This is a genomic window from Archangium sp. (assembly GCF_036388035.1).
Classification (GTDB): Bacteria; Myxococcota; Myxococcia; order Myxococcales; family Myxococcaceae; genus Archangium.
The window spans coordinates 1-16,126 of record NZ_DASVSO010000584.1 but is presented as its reverse complement, the minus strand read 5'-3'; the positions used below and the strand labels follow the sequence as shown (position 1 = coordinate 16,126).

At 70.3% G+C, this 16,126-nt stretch carries 17 protein-coding genes; 8 read left to right on the top strand and 9 right to left on the bottom strand.

All coding sequences use genetic code 11. From position 1 onward, the window contains the following. Nucleotides 1-625, bottom strand: a 625-nt coding sequence (locus tag VF697_RS23865) for an outer membrane beta-barrel domain-containing protein (RefSeq protein ID WP_331098745.1), incomplete at its 3' end; no start/stop codon positions are given. 277 nt (nt 626-902) lie between these two features. On the opposite strand from VF697_RS23865, the gene cglC reads away from it, so the two are divergent. The 5 genes from cglC to ybaK all read left to right on the top strand — a co-directional run bounded on the left by cglC (nt 903) and on the right by ybaK (nt 5,154). Further along, complete coding sequence (cglC, locus tag VF697_RS23860; protein ID WP_331098743.1) at nt 903-1,424, top strand: adventurous gliding motility lipoprotein CglC; 522 nt, start codon at nt 903-905, stop codon at nt 1,422-1,424. A gap of 84 nt (nt 1,425-1,508) precedes the next feature. Next, on the top strand, nt 1,509-2,909 hold the full coding sequence (locus VF697_RS23855; RefSeq protein WP_331098741.1) for a vWA domain-containing protein: 1,401 nt from the start codon (nt 1,509-1,511) through the stop codon (nt 2,907-2,909). 163 nt (nt 2,910-3,072) lie between these two features. Beyond that, complete coding sequence (gene purE, locus VF697_RS23850; protein WP_331098748.1) at nt 3,073-3,534, top strand: 5-(carboxyamino)imidazole ribonucleotide mutase; 462 nt, start codon at nt 3,073-3,075, stop codon at nt 3,532-3,534. Continuing rightward, nucleotides 3,531-4,673: a 5-(carboxyamino)imidazole ribonucleotide synthase gene (purK, locus tag VF697_RS23845; RefSeq protein ID WP_331098739.1), complete on the top strand. Its 1,143-nt coding sequence runs from the start codon at nt 3,531-3,533 to the stop codon at nt 4,671-4,673. Before purE ends, purK begins: the two co-directional genes overlap by 4 nt. Before the next feature lie 4 nt (nt 4,674-4,677). After that, nucleotides 4,678-5,154, top strand: a complete 477-nt coding sequence (gene ybaK, locus VF697_RS23840; protein ID WP_331098737.1) for a Cys-tRNA(Pro) deacylase — start codon at nt 4,678-4,680, stop codon at nt 5,152-5,154. A gap of 6 nt (nt 5,155-5,160) precedes the next feature. Here the strand turns inward: ybaK and VF697_RS23835 are convergent, their stop codons facing one another. The 5 genes from VF697_RS23835 to VF697_RS23815 all read right to left on the bottom strand — a co-directional run bounded on the left by VF697_RS23835 (nt 5,161) and on the right by VF697_RS23815 (nt 8,536). Beyond that, entirely contained in the window at nt 5,161-5,754 is a 594-nt protein-coding gene (locus tag VF697_RS23835; protein ID WP_331098734.1) for a hypothetical protein, read from the bottom strand. Beyond that, nucleotides 5,751-7,013: an ATP-binding protein gene (locus VF697_RS23830; protein WP_331098732.1), complete on the bottom strand. Its 1,263-nt coding sequence runs from the start codon at nt 7,011-7,013 to the stop codon at nt 5,751-5,753. The genes VF697_RS23835 and VF697_RS23830 overlap by 4 nt, the downstream gene beginning before the upstream one ends. A gap of 158 nt (nt 7,014-7,171) precedes the next feature. Further along, complete coding sequence (locus VF697_RS23825; protein ID WP_331098730.1) at nt 7,172-7,573, bottom strand: arsenate reductase ArsC; 402 nt, start codon at nt 7,571-7,573, stop codon at nt 7,172-7,174. A gap of 28 nt (nt 7,574-7,601) precedes the next feature. Then, entirely contained in the window at nt 7,602-8,141 is a 540-nt protein-coding gene (locus VF697_RS23820; protein WP_331098728.1) for a DUF192 domain-containing protein, read from the bottom strand. Continuing rightward, nucleotides 8,141-8,536 (bottom strand): TIGR02266 family protein, encoded by a 396-nt coding sequence (locus VF697_RS23815; RefSeq protein WP_331098726.1) that lies wholly within the window; start codon nt 8,534-8,536, stop codon nt 8,141-8,143. Before VF697_RS23815 ends, VF697_RS23820 begins: the two co-directional genes overlap by 1 nt. 25 nt (nt 8,537-8,561) lie before the next feature. On the opposite strand from VF697_RS23815, the gene VF697_RS23810 reads away from it, so the two are divergent. Together VF697_RS23810 and VF697_RS23805 are read left to right on the top strand one after the other, a co-directional pair. Beyond that, a complete protein-coding gene (locus VF697_RS23810; RefSeq protein ID WP_331098724.1) occupies nt 8,562-10,934 on the top strand; it encodes a hypothetical protein in 2,373 nt (790 codons plus the stop codon). A 78-nt stretch (nt 10,935-11,012) separates the two neighbouring features. Beyond that, on the top strand, nt 11,013-11,477 hold the full coding sequence (locus VF697_RS23805) for a nuclear transport factor 2 family protein (protein ID WP_331098722.1): 465 nt from the start codon (nt 11,013-11,015) through the stop codon (nt 11,475-11,477). 24 nt (nt 11,478-11,501) lie between these two features. On the opposite strand, the gene VF697_RS23800 is transcribed toward VF697_RS23805, so the two are convergent. Then, nucleotides 11,502-12,473 carry a homoserine kinase gene (locus VF697_RS23800; protein ID WP_331098720.1) on the bottom strand — a complete coding sequence of 324 codons (972 nt, stop codon included), beginning with the start codon at nt 12,471-12,473 and terminating at the stop codon, nt 11,502-11,504. 148 nt (nt 12,474-12,621) lie between these two features. Here VF697_RS23800 and VF697_RS23795 point away from each other — a divergent pair, with 148 nt between their 5' ends. Continuing rightward, the gene (locus VF697_RS23795; protein WP_331098718.1) at nt 12,622-14,217 is read left to right on the top strand and encodes a tetratricopeptide repeat protein; all 1,596 of its coding nucleotides are present in this window, start codon (nt 12,622-12,624) and stop codon (nt 14,215-14,217) included. A 31-nt stretch (nt 14,218-14,248) separates the two neighbouring features. On the opposite strand, the gene VF697_RS23790 is transcribed toward VF697_RS23795, so the two are convergent. Further along, nucleotides 14,249-14,743 (bottom strand): hypothetical protein, encoded by a 495-nt coding sequence (locus VF697_RS23790; RefSeq protein WP_331098717.1) that lies wholly within the window; start codon nt 14,741-14,743, stop codon nt 14,249-14,251. A 13-nt stretch (nt 14,744-14,756) separates the two neighbouring features. Beyond that, nucleotides 14,757-16,097 (bottom strand): cyclic nucleotide-binding domain-containing protein, encoded by a 1,341-nt coding sequence (locus VF697_RS23785; RefSeq protein ID WP_331098715.1) that lies wholly within the window; start codon nt 16,095-16,097, stop codon nt 14,757-14,759. Nucleotides 16,098-16,126 lie beyond the last annotated feature (29 nt).

The window sequence follows — 16,126 nt, the reverse complement described above, 5'->3', positions numbered from 1 at the left end:
CGGCGGCGAGGCTGGGGCCGCGGTTGTCCACCTTGGACATCTCGGTGTTGACCACGCCCATGCCGCCCAGCACGTAGGCGTCGAAGTGGAGGATGTCGTTGAGGAAGGCCACCTTGCCGTAGAGCGGGCTCCACTCCACGTCGCCCATGGCCGACCACTGGGGCACCGAGTAGAAGATGCGGCTCTGGAAGGTGCGCTTGGCGATGCGCACGTCATCCGAGGGCACCACCTGCATCGCCGACACGCGCGCGGCAATGGCCAGCGTGTCCGCCAGGAAGTAGGCCCCGCGCACCGCGGCGCCCACCTTCGAGTAGTACGGGTCGTTGAGCGACACGGTGACGAAGGGCGTCACCTCGAAGCGGCCCTTCTTGAGGTACACCTTGCGCTGCACGCTTTTGACGCGGTCGTCGAGCGTGACATCGCGCTCGGCCGGCGCGAGCGGCTCGGCGGGGGGCGGCTCCTCCACCGTGGAGGGCAGCGGAGGTGGCTCCTCCGCGGGCGGCTCCGCGGTGGTCTCGGTCTCTTCCTGGGGCTTGCTCAGATCAAGTCCGAGCCCTGGGTCTTGGGCGAGTGCTGGCACTGGCGCGAGGCACAGCGCGAGCAGGATGGCCTGGAGGCGTTTCACTTCCGGAAGCTCCGTGGTTGAGGCATCCGCCCACCGATGCAGTCGAAATCGGAGGCTGAGGCAGGCGCGCATCCTAGCTGTCCCGCTCGGGGCCCATCAACCGATCAAAGCTCGCCTGCTCCCTCTGTAGGCTCGCGCGTATGCCCCCTCGGTATTGTTGCAGAAGGAGCACCCGAGCCCCTCGTCGCCAGGGCATCCGTGCGACCACGGTACGGTTGGCACGCAGAGGCGCTGTGTTACGGTGGTCGCCCACATGTGTCTCATGAGGTGCACGTCGATGTCCGCGCGTCTGGCTCTGCTGGTGGGTGCCGCCCTGGTGTTGGGCGGATGCGAGATCAAGTCCGATATCGGGAAGAGCTGCGTGCTGGTGCGCAAGGCCACTGATCAGGAGTTGAAGGATCATCCGGAGCTCGGCAAGACCCGCGACATCATGGAGAGCGAGCTGCGGGAGGGTCAGGACTTCATCTCCTTCGGCTCCGTGGAGTGCGAGGATCTGATCTGCGTGCGGGACGGCGGCTTTGAGCCGGGGCTGGCCGCCGGCACCGACCTGACCAAGACGGCCGCCAAGGGTTACTGCAGCAAGGCCTGCCTGGACGGCGCGCTGCAGAACAACTGCGCCGTCACCGACCCGGCAGCGGTGGAGTCCGTGAAGGACCGCATGGCCTGCCGCGCCCTGCTGCTGGATCAGAAGGCGCTGGAAGACCTGAAGGCCAGCGACCCGGCCGCCTACAGCGCGACGTTCGGCGACAACAACTCGCCGTCCTTCTGCGCCGCCGAGTCCCCTCCGGCCGGCAACTGACGCACACGCGGCGCGCGAAGGTTTAGAACTTTTTCGCGCGCCGGACGTCGACAGGGGGGCCCTCGCCGCAAGGAGCCCTTTGTCATGAACAAGACGGTCGCCTTCGTCTCCCTGGCCGCCGGACTCGCCCTCACCGCCCTGGTGCTGGGCCTGCCCCACGTGGCGCCATCGCATCCCGCCACGCCCATCCCCGTCACCCCGCCGGCCACCGCGACGAATGGCTCGCTCTCCATGACGAGCCGGCTGTCGCACCCCTACATCATCCCGGGCAGCACGGATCTCTTCGTCACGGTGGACCTCACCGGCGTGGAGGTGCCGGGCTCCAAGCGCAAGCCGGTGAACCTGGCGCTGGTCATCGACCGCTCGGGCTCGATGAGCGGCTACAAGCTGCAACAGGCGAAGCAGGCCGCGCGCCACCTGGTGGGGCTGCTGGGTCCGGAGGATCGGCTGGCCATCGTGCACTACGGCTCGGACGTGAAGAGCCTGCCGAGCCTGCCGGCCACGCCCGCCAACCGCGAGCGGATGCTCCAGTACGTCGAGGGCATCTGGGACGACGGCGGCACCAACATCGGCGCGGGGCTGCACGCGGGCCGCTCGCACGTGGTGGGCTCGCGCGGGGACTACACCGTCAACCGCATCATCCTGCTGAGCGACGGCCAGCCCACCGAGGGCATCACCGATGACGCCGGCCTCACCGAGGTGGTGAAGGGCATCCGCGCCGAGGGCATCACGGTGAGCTCCATCGGCGTGGGCACGGACTTCAACGAAGACCTGATGCAGGGCTTCGCCGAGTACGGAGCGGGCGCGTACGGCTTCCTCGAGGACGCGGGGCAGCTCGCCACGCTCTTCCAGAAGGACCTGCGACAGGCGGCCACCAGCGTGGCGCGCAACGTGGAGCTGTCCTTCGAGCTGCCCGAGGGCGTGACGCTGGGCGAGGTGCTGGGCTACCGCGCGCACCAGACGGGGCGCACGGTGCGCGTGCCGCTGCCGGACTTCTCGGCGGGCCAGGTGGAGCGCGTGGTGGCGCGCCTCACGGTGGTGGGCTCGCGGCCCGGCAGCGCGGTGGACGTCACGGGGCTGAGGCTGGCGTACACGGACCTGCTCAAGGACGCGGCGGTGCAGAGCGGGGCGAGCCTGTCGGCGATGGTGACGGAGCAGCGCGAGGAGGTGCTGGCGCGGCAGGACAAGGACGCCACGGTGTACGCCACGCGCGCGCTGAGCGCGAAGAACCTGAAGCTCGCCGCCCAGGCCCTGCGCGAGGGCCGCAAGGAGGAGGCCAAGGGGTATGTGATGCAGAACCAGACCCTCTTCGAGCAGGCCGGCACGGTGGCCAGCCCCGCCGCGGTGGCCGAGGACCTCGCCGAGCAGAAGGCCGTCCTCCAGGACTACGAGCAGGCGGACAGCGACGAGGCGGTGGGTACGGCGGTGAAGCGCTCGAAGGCCAAGGCGATGAAGAGCTTCGGCAAGCTCGGCTCCACCTACTGACCCACATCCCCTCCCCTGCACCCTCGCCCGCCGGCCCACACTTTCCGTGTTGACCGGTGGAATCGCCCCGCCCTATCTCCGCGTTCCTCGTTCCTCCTGGCACCACCAGGAGGACGCACCGGAGGCGAGCTTGAGCGCGGACACACCGTGGGTGGGCGTCATCATGGGGGGCAAGAGTGACCTGGAGCACCTGCGCCCCGGAATCGACGTGCTGAAGGAGCTGGGCATCCCGCACGAGGTGCGGGTGGTGTCCGCCCATCGCACGCCGGATTGGATGATGCAGTACGCGGAGACGGCGGAGTCCCGCGGGATGTCCGTCATCATCGCGGCGGCGGGAGGCGCGGCCCACCTGCCGGGCATGGTGGCGAGCAAGACGCTGCTGCCGGTGCTCGGCGTGCCCATCCCCGCCACCGTGCTCAACGGCTTCGACGCGCTCCTGTCCATCGTCCAGATGCCCAAGGGCGTGCCCGTGGGCACCATGGCCATCGGCAAGCCGGGCGCCATCAACGCCGCCCTCTACGCCGCCTCCATCCTCTCGCTCAAGTACCCGGAGCTCCGTCCGCGGCTGGCCACCTGGCGTCAGGCCCGCACCGACGAAGTCCTCCGGGACAGGGAGCTCGCATGAACAAGAAGACCATCCTCCCGGGCGGCACGCTCGGCATCCTCGGCGGCGGTCAGCTCGGCCGGATGATGGCGCAGGCCGCGCGCACGCTCGGCTTCCAGGTGCAGGCGTTGGATCCGGATCCCGCCTGCTCCTCCCGCTTCGTGGTGGACCAGTGCTACACGGCCGACTTCAGCGACGCGGAGGAGGCTACCCGGCTCGCGCGCTCGAGCGACGTGGTGACGCTGGAGATTGAGAAGATTCCGCTGACGACCCTGCGCGCGGTGGCGACGCACGCGCCGCTGCGGCCGGGCCCCTCGGTGCTCGAGGTGGTGCAGCACCGCGGACGGCAGCGGGCATGGCTGGCCAAGCACGGCTTCCCCCAGGGGCCGTGGCGTCAGGCGGACTCCGAGGAGGCACTGGCCTCGGCGGTGACGGAACTGGGCGGGCGCTGCTTCGTGAAGTCCTGCGAGGGTGGCTATGACGGCCGGGGCCAGTACCAGGTGAAGTCGGCCGCCGAGGCCCCTCAGGCCTGGCGCGAGCTGGGCCAGCGTTCGGTGGTGGTGGAGGCCGCGCTGGATCTGGAGTCCGAGCTGTCCGTGCTGGTGGCCCGCGCGCCCAACGGAGAGGTGGCGGTGTACCCGCCGGCCTACAACCACCACGAGGAGCGGATCCTCGACTGGTCCCTGCTGCCGGGACAGGTGCCGTCGCAGGTCATCTCCCAGACGACGGAGATCGCCCGCACCATGTCGGCCGCGCTGAGCGTCGAGGGCCTGCTGGTGGTGGAGCTCTTCCTGCTCAAGGACGGCCAGCTGCTGGTGAACGAGCTGGCGCCGCGCCCGCACAACAGCTTCCACGCCACGGAGGTGGCGTGCCTCACCAGCCAGTTCGAGCAGGCGGTGCGCGCGGTGTGCAACCTGCCCCTGGGCTCGGTGGAGGTGGTGCGGCCGGCGGCCATCGTCAACCTGCTGGGCGACCTGTGGCTGAACGAGGGCGGACCGAAGTTCGAGCACGTGCTCGCCATGCCGGGCGTGCGGCTGCACCTCTACGGCAAGCGCGAGGCGCGCAAGGGCCGGAAGATGGGGCACCTGTCCGCCGTGGGCCACACGCCCGAGGAAGCCGTGGCCCGCGTCAAGGCCGCCCGCGCGGCGCTGGGAGCCTGAGCCCGTGAAGACGAACGCGGCCCGGCTGCTCGATACGCTCGGCGTGCGCTACGAGCTGCGCGACTACGAGGTGGACCCGGAAGACCTGTCCGCCGAGACGGTGGCCGCCAAGGTGGGCCTGCCTCCGGAGCAGGTCTTCAAGACGCTCGTGGCGCGCGGGGACAAGACGGGCGTGCTCATGGCCGTGGTGCCGGGCAACGGGGAGTTGGATCTCAAGGCGCTCGCGCGGCTGAGCGGCGACCGGAAGGTGGACACCGTGCCGCTCAAGGAGCTCCAGCCGCTGACGGGCTACATCCGCGGCGGCGTCACGGCCATTGGCGGCAAGAAGGACTACCCCGTGTTCGTGGACGAGACGCTCGAGCTGTTCGACGTCGTCGCCGTGTCCGCGGGCGTGCGGGGGACGCAGATCGTCCTCGCCCCCGCGGACTACCTGCGCGTCACGAAGGGCAAGGTCGGGCCCATCTCGCGCGACAAGGTATAGGGAGAATCAGCCCACGCGGCGCGTGTCGAGGAACGCGCGGATGCGCTGCTCGAGGACGCCGATGTCCTCCGGGCAGAGCTGACGGACGCGCTCGTATCGGGACGCAGCGGAGCGCGCCAGCGACTCCCGGCCTCCGTAGGGTTGCTCGGAAACTCCTTGAAGCCTCGCGAAGGGCTCGAAGTAGGCCTCCTTCGGGTCACGGTGGGCTCGAATGTCCGCCCAGGCCCATTCCTTCGGAAGCTCGTGTCCCGCGAGCACCCAGACCTCGATCTCCTGCCAGGCGTTCTCACCGAGTAGCCGCCGAGGCGCCACGAGCACCCCGGCTGCCTGCGATTCAATGGCGTCGATGCGGCCACGGCGATGGGGCTCCCCGTCACGGTCAACGATGAGCAGGAACAGGTCCACCATGCCGCGATACCGGGCAAGGACCTCCTGGATGCGCTCCCACTTCAGCGCCTGATCGACGCTGCCCAGCAGTGGATCCTGGCAGACACGCACCACGGCACGCGGCCTGCCCACCGTATCCATCATCGCCTTCACCAGAGGCTTCAGGACGTACTGGTCGAGTGCGAAGTTCTCCGGGATGACGAGGACATTCACGGCAACGCCTCTGGCGGCTCTGAAGCATCGCCACTTTCCGCGAAGGCCACGGCATCCTCCAGCCACCCCGACGCATGCAATCGGGCAGCATCCTGCTCCCGGAGCACCCTCGCGGCCTCTGGGATGTCCAGGATGCGCCGGATCCGGGCATCGCTGCGCCCTTCAGAGCGGTACACGAGCGCCGCGTGCTCCAGCGAAGCGGACCCCAGCAGCCCAAGAAGCTGCGGCGAGTGTGAGGAAGCGACGACCTGAATCGCTCCCTCGGCAACCTTCCGCTCGATGAGAGCGGTGAGCAGATGGAGCCGCGTGGGATGGATGCCGTTCTCCAGTTCCTCGAAGAAATAGAAGTGGGCCGGATGGGGGCCCAGGAGCGCGGCGATGGTCCCGAGAAAGCGCAGGGTTCCATCCGATGCGCTGTAGGCCGACACACGCTGGCCATCCTGCTCGACGAGGGTGACGAGGACGCGCCCCACCTGATCCGGTACGAATTCGAAGTCCACGACATCCAGCGGCGTCAACGCACGCACCCACTCGACCAGTGCGCTCCGTGTGGACTCCTGCAGACAGATGGCCTGCAACACGGAGGACAGGTTCTCGCCACGATCCCCAAGAATCGTCTGTCCCGGCAGTGAGGGAACGCGCATGGCCTCCGGTGACAGGTCGAGGAAACGCATGGAGGCCAGCGCTCGAACAGTCGCCTTCGCTGATTCCCGCATGCCGGATTCGAAGTCGAGAAGCTGCGTCAGCACTGGACGGTCGCTGAGTAGAAACCTCGCGGTTCCGGATTCGCCTACTGTGACCCTGAGCGGGAAGGGATGCGGCATGGCCCTGGGTGGGCTACTCAGTACGGCGTCAAACACGTCATAGGCCCCAACTACCAATCGCTCCGCGATTACCCCAGGAGGCCTGCCGTCGAGCCCCACATCGATCTCGATGCGGTAGGAAGCGTCACCTCCCAAGCCTGCCTCGTGCTCAAGCTGAAAACCGGCTTCAAGCGCGAATGACGTGGCACCCCGGAACGCGGCTTCCCGCGTCCCGCCCCGAATGCCGCGCCATTGCAATACCCCGCCCTCGACCCACTTCTCGCCCAGCGTCTCGGCCACGGTGTAGCCCCGGGAAATTCCGTGCAGCACACGGAAGGCATCCCGCAGGTTGCTCTTGCCCGAGGCGTTCGTCCCCACGACGACCGTCAACGGCCCCATGGGCAGCAGGGCCTCTTGGAAGTTCTTGAATCCTTCGAGCTTCAGGTAGCGGAGCACGGGCTTCTCCGGAGCGACTCACGAGGAATGTAGTCGCCCTCCCTTCCTCAAGCAGTGGGTTTATCCGGCACGAGTGGGCCCTCACTCCTAGTCGACCACGAGCGATGTAAGACAAAACAGCACACCCCTCATACTCGACTACGAGTGGATGCACGCGCCTACCGCGCCCAGCCCTCACGGGCCAGGAAGGCCGACACGCGCGAGCGCACCTCGTCGCGAATCTCGCGCACCCGCTCCACCGGCTGGCCCTTGGGGTCCTCCAGGGGCCAGTCGTCGCGCTTCAGGCCGGGCACATGCGGGCAGGCCTCGCCACAGCCCATGGTGATGAGCCACTGCGCGCCCTGGGCCAGCTCGTCCGTGAGCCGCTGGGGCTTCGCACCCGACAAGTCGATGCCCACCTCCGCCATGGCGGCCTGCACCTCGGGGTGGACGCGCTCGCCGGGCTGCGTGCCGGCGGACACGCCGCGCGCCTTGTCCGGAGCCGCCAGCGCGTTGAAGAAGGCCGCCGCCATCTGCGAGCGGCCGGCGTTGTGGACACAGGCGAAGATGACCGTCTTCATGGCACAGCCCTCCGTGAGCCCTGGCCCGTCAGGGAACGACCTGGATGGACTCCAGGCCCTGGAACCGCACGGTGCCGCCACGCTCGAGGCCCACCGCCTGGCACCAGCCACCGGGCACCTCCAGTACGTAGCGGCCGGGCACTCCCACCGAGCGCCCGGTGAGTGTGCGCGGCCGGGCGCGCTCGATGATGCCCACGATGCGCCCCGTCGAATCGATGAAGAGCATGTCCAGCGGGATGAGCGTGTTGCGCATCCAGAAGCTCTGGACCTCTTCCGCCGGGAAGATGAAGAGCATGCCCTGTCCCGCCGGCAGCTCCTTGCGCCACATCAGCCCGCGCGTGCGTGCCTCGGGCGTGGCGGCCACCTCCACGTCCACCCCGTGCACGCCGCCAGAAGCGTCCTCGAGCAGCACCCGCGCCCGCGGCAGCGTGGGCCCCACGTAATCCTCCGCGCTCACGTCCGTCACCTTCCGCCTACCCTCCGGCCGCGCCGGCCGACCCCGGGCCTCGGCAGCCTGGCACGACGCCAGCAGCAGCACCGTCCCCAGTGCTCGCAGCCCGCGCCGCATCAGCCCATCTGCAGCGGCTTGTTGAGAAGCTTCTCGGCCAGCTGCGTGCCGAGGCTGTCCGCCATCAGCCGCTCCACCACGCTCTCGAAGTCGGCGCGCTGGCGATCGTCGTTGTAGATGAAGCGGATGCCCATGCCGGGCTCCTCCGCGTCCCCCTGGGACCAGACCACCTCGCCGAGCAGCTCGAAGGGCGCCTCGCGCTGGGGCACGGTGAGCTTGAAGAGGAAGCGCGTCCCGATGGGCAGCGGCTTCTTCGTCTTGATGAAGGTGCCTCCCTTCGAGATGTTCTTCGTGTAGTCCGCGAAGAACGAGTTGAGCTTCTTGTAGTCCACCTTCAGCTCGATGGGCGCGCGAGCGTGTTGGCGGAATTCAGCGCCTGTCTTCTGTTCGGCCATTCTGCGTGGAGTATAGGAGAAGCCCATGCGGCAAGTCCTCTTCCGTGCCAAGGAACTCCTCCGGCGCCCCCCGGTGCTGGTGCTCGCCGGGGCCCTGGCCGGGGGGGGCGCGGCCCTCGTCCTCCTGCCCCTCTTCGGAGTGCCCGGTTTCGAGCTGGGCCTCACCCTGTCCATCGCCGTGGGCCTGCTCGGTGGGGGGGTAGGCATCGCCGCCGTCCACCAGGAGCGCCGCCTCCGGGCCACCCAGGAGGCCTCGGCCGCTGGGACGGCCCCTGAGGCCCCCTCCGCCGAGCCTCCCTCGCGCGTGGCCTGGAGGGCCCTCGCCCCCGCCCTGCTCATCAACCTGGCGGTGCTGGTGCCCCCCTTCCTCGCCGCCACCCTGTACTCCCTCGTCGGCACCCGGTGCGATCCCTTCGCCCTGGTGGGCTTCTACCCCCTGCTCACCCTCCCCTCGGCGGTGATGGCCTCCGGGGTGGGCGTCTTCTGCGGCTTCGCCACCCGGCGCTTCGGCCGGGCCGTCCTCCTCTATGTGGGGCTCGTCCTCCTCTCGGGGGTGGGCACCGGCTGGCCCATCGTCTTCGGCCCCCAGGTCTACGCCTTCAACCACTTCCTCGGGCACCTGCCGGGCCCCCTCTATGACGAGGCGCTGGCCGTCTCCTCCGCCCTGCTCTGGTTCCGGCTGGAGACGCTGCTGCTGGCCCTCGCCGTCTTCGCCCTCACCGTCCTCTGCCTGGACCCGGCCGGAGAGCGCCTGCGCCGCCCCCAGTCGCGCGTCGGGCCGCTCGTCCTCCTGGGTCTCGTCACCGTCCCCATCGTCCTCCTGGAGGCCCGCGCCACCGACCTGGGCCTGCGGATGACGGACGCGGCCCTCATGGCGCGGCTCGGCGGGGTGCGCGACACCGAGCACCTCCAGCTCATCTACCCCCGCGGCACGCCCCGCGAGGAGGTGGACCGGATGGCCCGGGACATCGAGTTCCGCTACGCCCAGCTCGCGAAGTTCCTCGGCGCGGCCCCCGAGGGCCGCATCCGCGTGTGGCTCTACCGCACGGACGCGGAGAAGCAGGCGCTGGTGGGCGCCGGCCGCACCCAGTTCGCCAAGCCCTGGCGCCAGGAGGTCCACATCAACGGGCGCGACTTCCCCCACCCCATCCTCAAGCACGAGCTGGCGCACGTGATGGCCAGCCCCTCGGGCAGCTGGCCCTTCCGCGTCACCACCCGGCTGGGCGTCTGGCCCCTCATGGGCGTCATCGAGGGCATGGCGGTGGCCGCCGACAACCCCGTCCAGGGAGACCTCACCCTGCACGAGTGGGCCGCCGGTATGCGCAAGCAGAAGCTGGCCCCGGACATCCGCAAGCTGGTGGGCCCCGAGGGCTTCTACCAGTCCGCCCCCGCCCGCGCGTACACCCTGGTGGGCTCCTTCCTGCGCCACCTCGCCGACACCTACGGCGCGGAGAAGCTGCGCGCCCTCTATGCCCATGCCGACTTCCAGGCCGCCTACGGCCGCTCGCTGGACGCGCTCGCCACCGAGTGGGAGCAGCACCTGGACTCGCTGCCCCTGGACGAGGCCACGGTGAGCCGCGCCTTCCAGCGCTTCCGCACCGGCAGCCTCTTCTCCCGCGCCTGCGCCCGCGAGGTGGCCCTCCTCCAGGAAGAGGCCCGCGACTACCTCGCGAGCGATCCCCAGCAGGCGCTCGAGCTGTACCAGCGCGCCGCCCGCCTCCAGCCCCAGGAGCCCACCTACCTGTTGGGCAAGGCCACCGCGTTGGACCGGCTGGAGCGCGCGGACGAGGCCTTCCAGGTGCTGGAGAAGCTGGCCGAGCAGGTGAAGGGCCAGCCCTCGCTGGAGGCGGACGTGGCCCTGGCCCAGGCGGACGTGGCCTCGCGCAAGGGCAACGCGGAGCAGGCGCGGGCCTTCCTCGACCGGGTGCTCGCGCTCAGCCCCAGCCCCGAGGCGACGCGCACCGCCCAGGTGAAGCGCGCCGCGCTCGACTCCGAGGTCCGCGCCGGCCCCATCCAGGCCTACTTCCGGGAGACCCACGAGGAGCTGCGCCTGCTGCGGCTCGCCACCGCCCTGGAGAGCGCGCCGAAGGACCCCTACCTCCACTACCTCCTCGGCCGGCGGCTGCTCCAGGTCAACGCCCCCACCCTCGCCCTGCGGCACCTCACCCAGACCCTGGAGGGGGGTGAGCTGCCCGAGGCCATCCGCCGCGAGGCCCTCCGCCTCCGGGTGCAGGCCGCCTACCTGGCCGGGGACTGCGGGGCGGTGCGCCACGAGGTGGGCGCGCTGCCGGACTTCGGCCCCGCCTTCCGCGCCGTGGCCACCGAGTGGGTGGAGCGGTGCGATTTCGAGGACAGCCACTTCCGGGGCCCCCTGGTGCCCCGCGACGCTTTCCGCTAAACGCGCCGCCCGCCCTTCCCCGCGGCACGGGGAATGCAACCGCCCCCATGCGGTTGCCCTTCACGGAGACCCACGCCCATGAACGCCCGTCTGCTCCTCGCCTGTGCCACCCTGCTGCTCGCGGCTTGCACCCCCCGCAACATCCCCGGGACGCAGATTCCCGATACGGAGGACTCCCGCGCCATCCTCAACGTGATGGAGCGCTACCGCTCCGCGATCGAGGCGCGCGACGCCAAGGCCCTCCAGCAGCTCATCTCGAAGTCCTTCCGGGACAATGCCGGCACCGAGGACCCCCAGGACGACCTGACCTACAAGAACCTGCCCCAGGCGCTCCCCAGCCTCTTCTCCCGACTGGAGTCGCCCCGGGTGGAGCTGGACATCCGCCAGGTGAACGTGAAGAAGGGCGCCGCCACCGTCATCTACTACTGGAACGCGAGCTTCCGGGCGCCGACGCTGCTCGAGGCGCCCCAGCGCGACTCCGAGCTGGAGCAGATGATCCTCCAGAAGGAGGACGGGGAGTGGCGCATCGTCTCCGGCATCTGAGCCGCTGAGCGACGCGGCGCGCGCTCACACTCCCGCGAGCGCGCGCAGGCCCCCCGCCCCCATCTGTGCCAGGGCCCGGGCCCGGGCCAGGTAGGTGCGGAAGTCCTTCGGTGCCAATTTGTCAGGCGGCAGCCCCGAGAGGTGGAAGTCGCGGATGCGGCTGGCGGTGTAACGCACCGCCCCGAAGAGCGCGTGCCCGAAGAGGTCCTCCCGCTCCACCGGCACCAGCGAGCGCTCCACCTGGTAGCCGCGCAGCAGCGCCCGGCACAGCTCCGGCCGGTAGGCCCCGTTGTCGAAGCACCACGCGTTGAGGGTGATGGCCACGTCCAGCCCGTACGCGTCCCGGCACGCCATCTCGAAGTCGAAGAGCGCGCTCACCCGGTCCCCCAGCCACTTCACGTTGTCCATGAAGAGGTCCGCGTGGATGACGCCGCGCGGATCCAACCCCCCGCGCTCCTGCTCGGCCCGCGCCAGGTAGCCCTGGAGCTCCACGGCGATGGCGGACAGCTCCGCGTCCGGGTGCTGGCGCAGCCCGTCCAGCCAGCCACGCACCACCTCGGGGCCGTAGGGGTTGGTGCGCGAGCCCCCGAAGGACAGGGTGACGCGGTGCAGCTTGCCCAGCTCCATGCCCAGGCCCTCGAGATGCTCGGGGGTGAGCTGCGCGCGGGTGAGCTCCTCTCCCGGCAGCCACGTGAAGATGCTCACCCGGCCCCCCTCCATCTCCAGGAAGGGCTGGCCCTCGCGCGTGGAGACGAGCCGCGGCGCGGGGACGTGGGACTCGTTGAGCAGCGCGAGCAGATCCGCCTCGAAGCGCAGATCCGCCGCCGAGCGCACCGTGGTGTGCCGCACGAAGTAGCGCCCGGAGGCCGTCACCAGCCGGAAGTTGGAGTTGATGGAGCCCTGGGGGATGCCCGTGGACTCGCGCACGGGCCCCAACCCGTAGGCGTCCGAGAGCTGGGAGAAGGCCGCTGCGTCGAGCGTGGTGTAGAGCGCCATGATGATGTCCTCCGGGGGAACACTCGCCGCCCCGCGCCGGCCGGCCCGCGTTGACACCCCGAGGCACCGGACCTAAGTACGAACGGCCCCATCGTCTCATTCATAAACGTCTGAAACCATTCAAATATCAGCTTCGGAGGCACCCTCCATGGCCGCGAAGGATGGAAGCAACGGCGGGCAGCGGGACTGGCGGAGGCGGGAGAGCCTGACGAGCGCGCTCGTGCAGGTGGGGGTGGTGGCGGTCCTGCTGGCGGGCGCGGTGACGTACGTGGTGCACCGCGGCACGGTGAAGCAGCGGACGGACGCGCGGATGAAGGAGGCGCGCCTGGCGGCCCTGCGCGACAACCCGGCGGATCTGCGCAAGGCGCTGGCGGAATTGGAGGCCCTCTTCCAATTGGACGCGGACGCGCGCGACGCCCAGGCGCTGGCGGCGGACGTGAACACGCGGCTGTGGCTGGAATACCGCCAGCCCGAGGCCGAGGCCCGGGCCCGCGAGCACCTCGCGCGTGCCGAGGCCCTGGACTCGCGCTCGGGCGAGCGCTACGGGGCCAAGGCCCTGGTGCTGCTGGCCGAGGGCAAGTCCGCCGAGGCGGAGAAGTACCTGGAGGAGCTGAAGACGCAGGGGGCCAAGAGCCCGAGGCTGTCGCTCGCCGAGGCGAAGCTGCTGCTGGAGCGCGGACGGCTGTCGGATGCACGGCTGGCCTTCTCACGGGCGAGCGAGGCCGCCTGGAGGGAGCCCCGCTACCCGGTGGCCCATGGCGAGGCCCTGCTCGACGAGGGCATGTACGCCCAGGCCGCCGAGGCGATGAAGAAGGCCCTGGCGGCGAACCCGGACCACCTGCGGGCGCGGCTCTCGCTGACGCTCGCCCGGCTGTACCAGGGCGAGGGACGAGAGGAGGCCGCCAAGGTCGTCTCCGAGGTGCTGGCGCGCGAGGCCGAGCTCGGCCCGGCGCTGAAGGCCCGGGCGCGGGTGGTGCAGGCCGCCCTGGCGCTGGCGGAGGGGCGCGCGGACGAGGCCCAGAAGGCCGCCGAGGAGTCGCTCGCCGCCGCTCCGGACGAGCACCATGCCCGCTTCGTCCGAGCGCGGGCCCTGGCGCTGAAGAAGGACCCGGGCGCGCGCGCGGCCTTCCAGGAGGCGGTGGCGAAGCATCGGACGGCCCCCCTCCTCTACCTGGACGGCGCGCGGGCGCTGCAACAGGCCGGAGATGGCGAGGGCGCCCTGGCGCTGCTGGACGCCTACGAGGCCGTCTTCCGCGACGTGCAGGTGGCCGCCCCCGAGGGAAAGACGGTGGGCGCGCTGGAGCGGGACGAGCGGTACTGGCTGGCGCGGGGCAACGTCATGGAGGCGCTGGGCCGCGCGGACGACGCGATGGGCGCCTACGACAAGGCCATGGCGGTGAAGGGCGTGGGCCTGGCGCGCGCGCAGTACGCGAAGGCGGTGCTGCTGATGGCGCGCAAGGACTACGACGGCGCCCAACCGCTGCTGACGGAAGTGGCGCCGGAGAACGGCATGGGCGCCATGCCCGAGGCCTACGAGGCCCTGGGGGAGCTGCTCTTCGCCCGGGGCGAGTACGCCAACGGGTGCCAGCGCTACTTCCTCGGGCTGACCCGTGCACGCCTCCAGGGCGCGTCGCTCGAAGCGCTGAAGACGAAGGCCTCGGACGTGGAGAAGCGCCTGGCGGCCGCGGGACAGCCCTCCATGGCGAAGGCGTGGAAGGCCGAGGCGGAGGCGATGCTGAAGTAGCCCTCTCCCCTGGGGAGAGGGCGCGGGTACCTCAGAACAGCTCGGTCGGACTCAGCGAGCGGTGGCGGGCCTGGATGACGCGCCACTCGCCGTCGTCCTGCTTCTCGAAGGTCCCCTCGATGAGGTAGGCGCTCAACACGCTCTCCCTCGCGAGGTTCTCGAGCTGGTCCGCCTCGGAGCGTCCGAAGATGATCTTCATCTGCACATCGCCGCGGGTGGGGTTCACCTCCGTCACGTTCAGGTCCTTCACGAAGACGCGGACCCAGCTGCCGCGCAGCACCTGACCCACCAGCACGCCCTTCACCTGCTGCTTGTTCCACCCCTCGCCCGACTGGAAGGTGTCGGAGACGCCCTCCATCAGCTCCGCCATGTCCTTGCGCTCGGCGGCATCGGTCATCTGCACGACCTTGCGGGTGATGGCCTCCTTCACCCCGGGCTCCTCCCGGGGCCAGAGGGCCAGCACCGCTCCCGCGGCCAGCAACGCCAGCACCAGCCCCAGCACATGCCCTCTCGACAGCGTCATCATCCGCGCCCCTTCCTCACGCCGTCCCGGTGCCTTCGCTCTCCAACACCAGCTCGTCCGCGTCGATGATCTCCGCGGGCCGCAGCGCCTCGCCGATCTGCTTCAGCCGGCGATCCGAGAGCTGCTCCAGGTACTTCTTGATGTGCGGGTACGTCCTCACCAGCTCATGGAAGGCCGAGCGCTCCAGGAAGGACGTGGCCGTCTTGCGCAGGGACACCACGGTGGCCGTGGCGCGCAGGCCGGTGAGGAGGGAGATCTCGCCCGCCACCTCGCCCTCGCGCAGCACGCCCAGGCGCACGGTGCCACCGGCCGGGTCGTCCTTCTGCACCACCAGCTCGCCCGCCAGCACCAGGAAGAGGCCCGAGGAGTGCTCGCCCTCCACCAGCACCTTCTCCCCGGGCTGTAGCGCGCGAAAGGAGAAGCGCTGAAGCAGCGCGGCCCGCTCGGACTCGGGCATGGGCTGGAAGAGCGGCGAGGTGGCCGTCAGGTTGCGCTCCATGCGCTTCTGCGCGAACGCGGCCAGCACCTGCGGCACCGAGGGGAAGCTCTTGGCCACCGCGTTGAGGTGCTCGCGGCGGATCTCGAACACCTCCATGTCCGAGACGGCGGTGACGGTGGCCGTGGGCGGCGTGCCCGTCAGCAGCGACAGCTCCCCGAAGATGGAGCCGCCCCCGAGGAAGCCCAGCGTCCGCTCCTCGCCCTCGGCCCGCCGCGTCACCTCCGCCTTGCCGGCGACGATGACGTTCAGCCGGTCCGAGGCATCACCCTCGGAGCTGACCACCTCCTCGGGCTTGATGCTCCGGTAGCCCATGCGGCCCACCAGGTCGATGAAGGCGTCGAGCTCCAGGTCCGCGAAGAGCGGCAGGGGTGGCCGATCGTTCGGGTTGGCGGACCCGCCCGGATCCGGCGCGGCGAGCACCTCGATGGCCCGGTCGCTCAACTCCTCGCCGGCCAGGCCCATCAGGTCCGTGTCCACCTTGCCGTCATAGAGCGTCTCGGGCGGCAGCGGCGGAGGCACCGAGGCGCGCCCGGCCACGTTGCGCGCCGCGCGCGCATGCAGGCGGATGAGGGTGTCCTTCAGCCGCCGCTCCTGGGGGGCCAAATCCAACCCCAGCTTGCACGCCGCCATCGCGGACAGCAGGTAGTCGCGTCGCAGCAGGCCCTCGGCGCAGGCGTGGTACACCGTCACCGCCCGCTCGCGCTCTCCCAGCTCGGCCAGACACCGCGCGGCCAGCATCCGCGAGCGATGGTCCTTCGGGAGCCGACGCACCGCCTCGGCGAAGACCGCGAGCGCCCGCTCGAACTGGCGATCCTCCAGGAGGTCCAACCCCAATTCCCGCAACGATGAGTCGTTCATCCCACTCCTCCACGAACCGATCGGGGTGA

What these genes read in the sequence shown, in the direction of transcription:
- VF697_RS23800 (WP_331098720.1), bottom strand. Translation starts at nt 12,473, where the DNA reads ATGGCGCTCTACACCACGCTCGACGCAGCGGCCTTCTCCCAGCTCTCG.
- VF697_RS23790 (WP_331098717.1), bottom strand. Translation starts at nt 14,743, where the DNA reads ATGATGACGCTGTCGAGAGGGCATGTGCTGGGGCTGGTGCTGGCGTTG.
- VF697_RS23825 (WP_331098730.1), bottom strand. Translation starts at nt 7,573, where the DNA reads ATGAAGACGGTCATCTTCGCCTGTGTCCACAACGCCGGCCGCTCGCAG.
- VF697_RS23795 (WP_331098718.1), top strand. Translation starts at nt 12,622, where the DNA reads ATGGCCGCGAAGGATGGAAGCAACGGCGGGCAGCGGGACTGGCGGAGG.
- VF697_RS23815 (WP_331098726.1), bottom strand. Translation starts at nt 8,536, where the DNA reads ATGGCCGAACAGAAGACAGGCGCTGAATTCCGCCAACACGCTCGCGCG.
- VF697_RS23810 (WP_331098724.1), top strand. Translation starts at nt 8,562, where the DNA reads ATGCGGCAAGTCCTCTTCCGTGCCAAGGAACTCCTCCGGCGCCCCCCG.
- VF697_RS23855 (WP_331098741.1), top strand. Translation starts at nt 1,509, where the DNA reads ATGAACAAGACGGTCGCCTTCGTCTCCCTGGCCGCCGGACTCGCCCTC.
- cglC (WP_331098743.1), top strand. Translation starts at nt 903, where the DNA reads ATGTCCGCGCGTCTGGCTCTGCTGGTGGGTGCCGCCCTGGTGTTGGGC.
- purK (WP_331098739.1), top strand. Translation starts at nt 3,531, where the DNA reads ATGAACAAGAAGACCATCCTCCCGGGCGGCACGCTCGGCATCCTCGGC.
- purE (WP_331098748.1), top strand. Translation starts at nt 3,073, where the DNA reads ATGGGGGGCAAGAGTGACCTGGAGCACCTGCGCCCCGGAATCGACGTG.
- VF697_RS23820 (WP_331098728.1), bottom strand. Translation starts at nt 8,141, where the DNA reads ATGCGGCGCGGGCTGCGAGCACTGGGGACGGTGCTGCTGCTGGCGTCG.
- VF697_RS23805 (WP_331098722.1), top strand. Translation starts at nt 11,013, where the DNA reads ATGAACGCCCGTCTGCTCCTCGCCTGTGCCACCCTGCTGCTCGCGGCT.
- VF697_RS23785 (WP_331098715.1), bottom strand. Translation starts at nt 16,097, where the DNA reads ATGAACGACTCATCGTTGCGGGAATTGGGGTTGGACCTCCTGGAGGAT.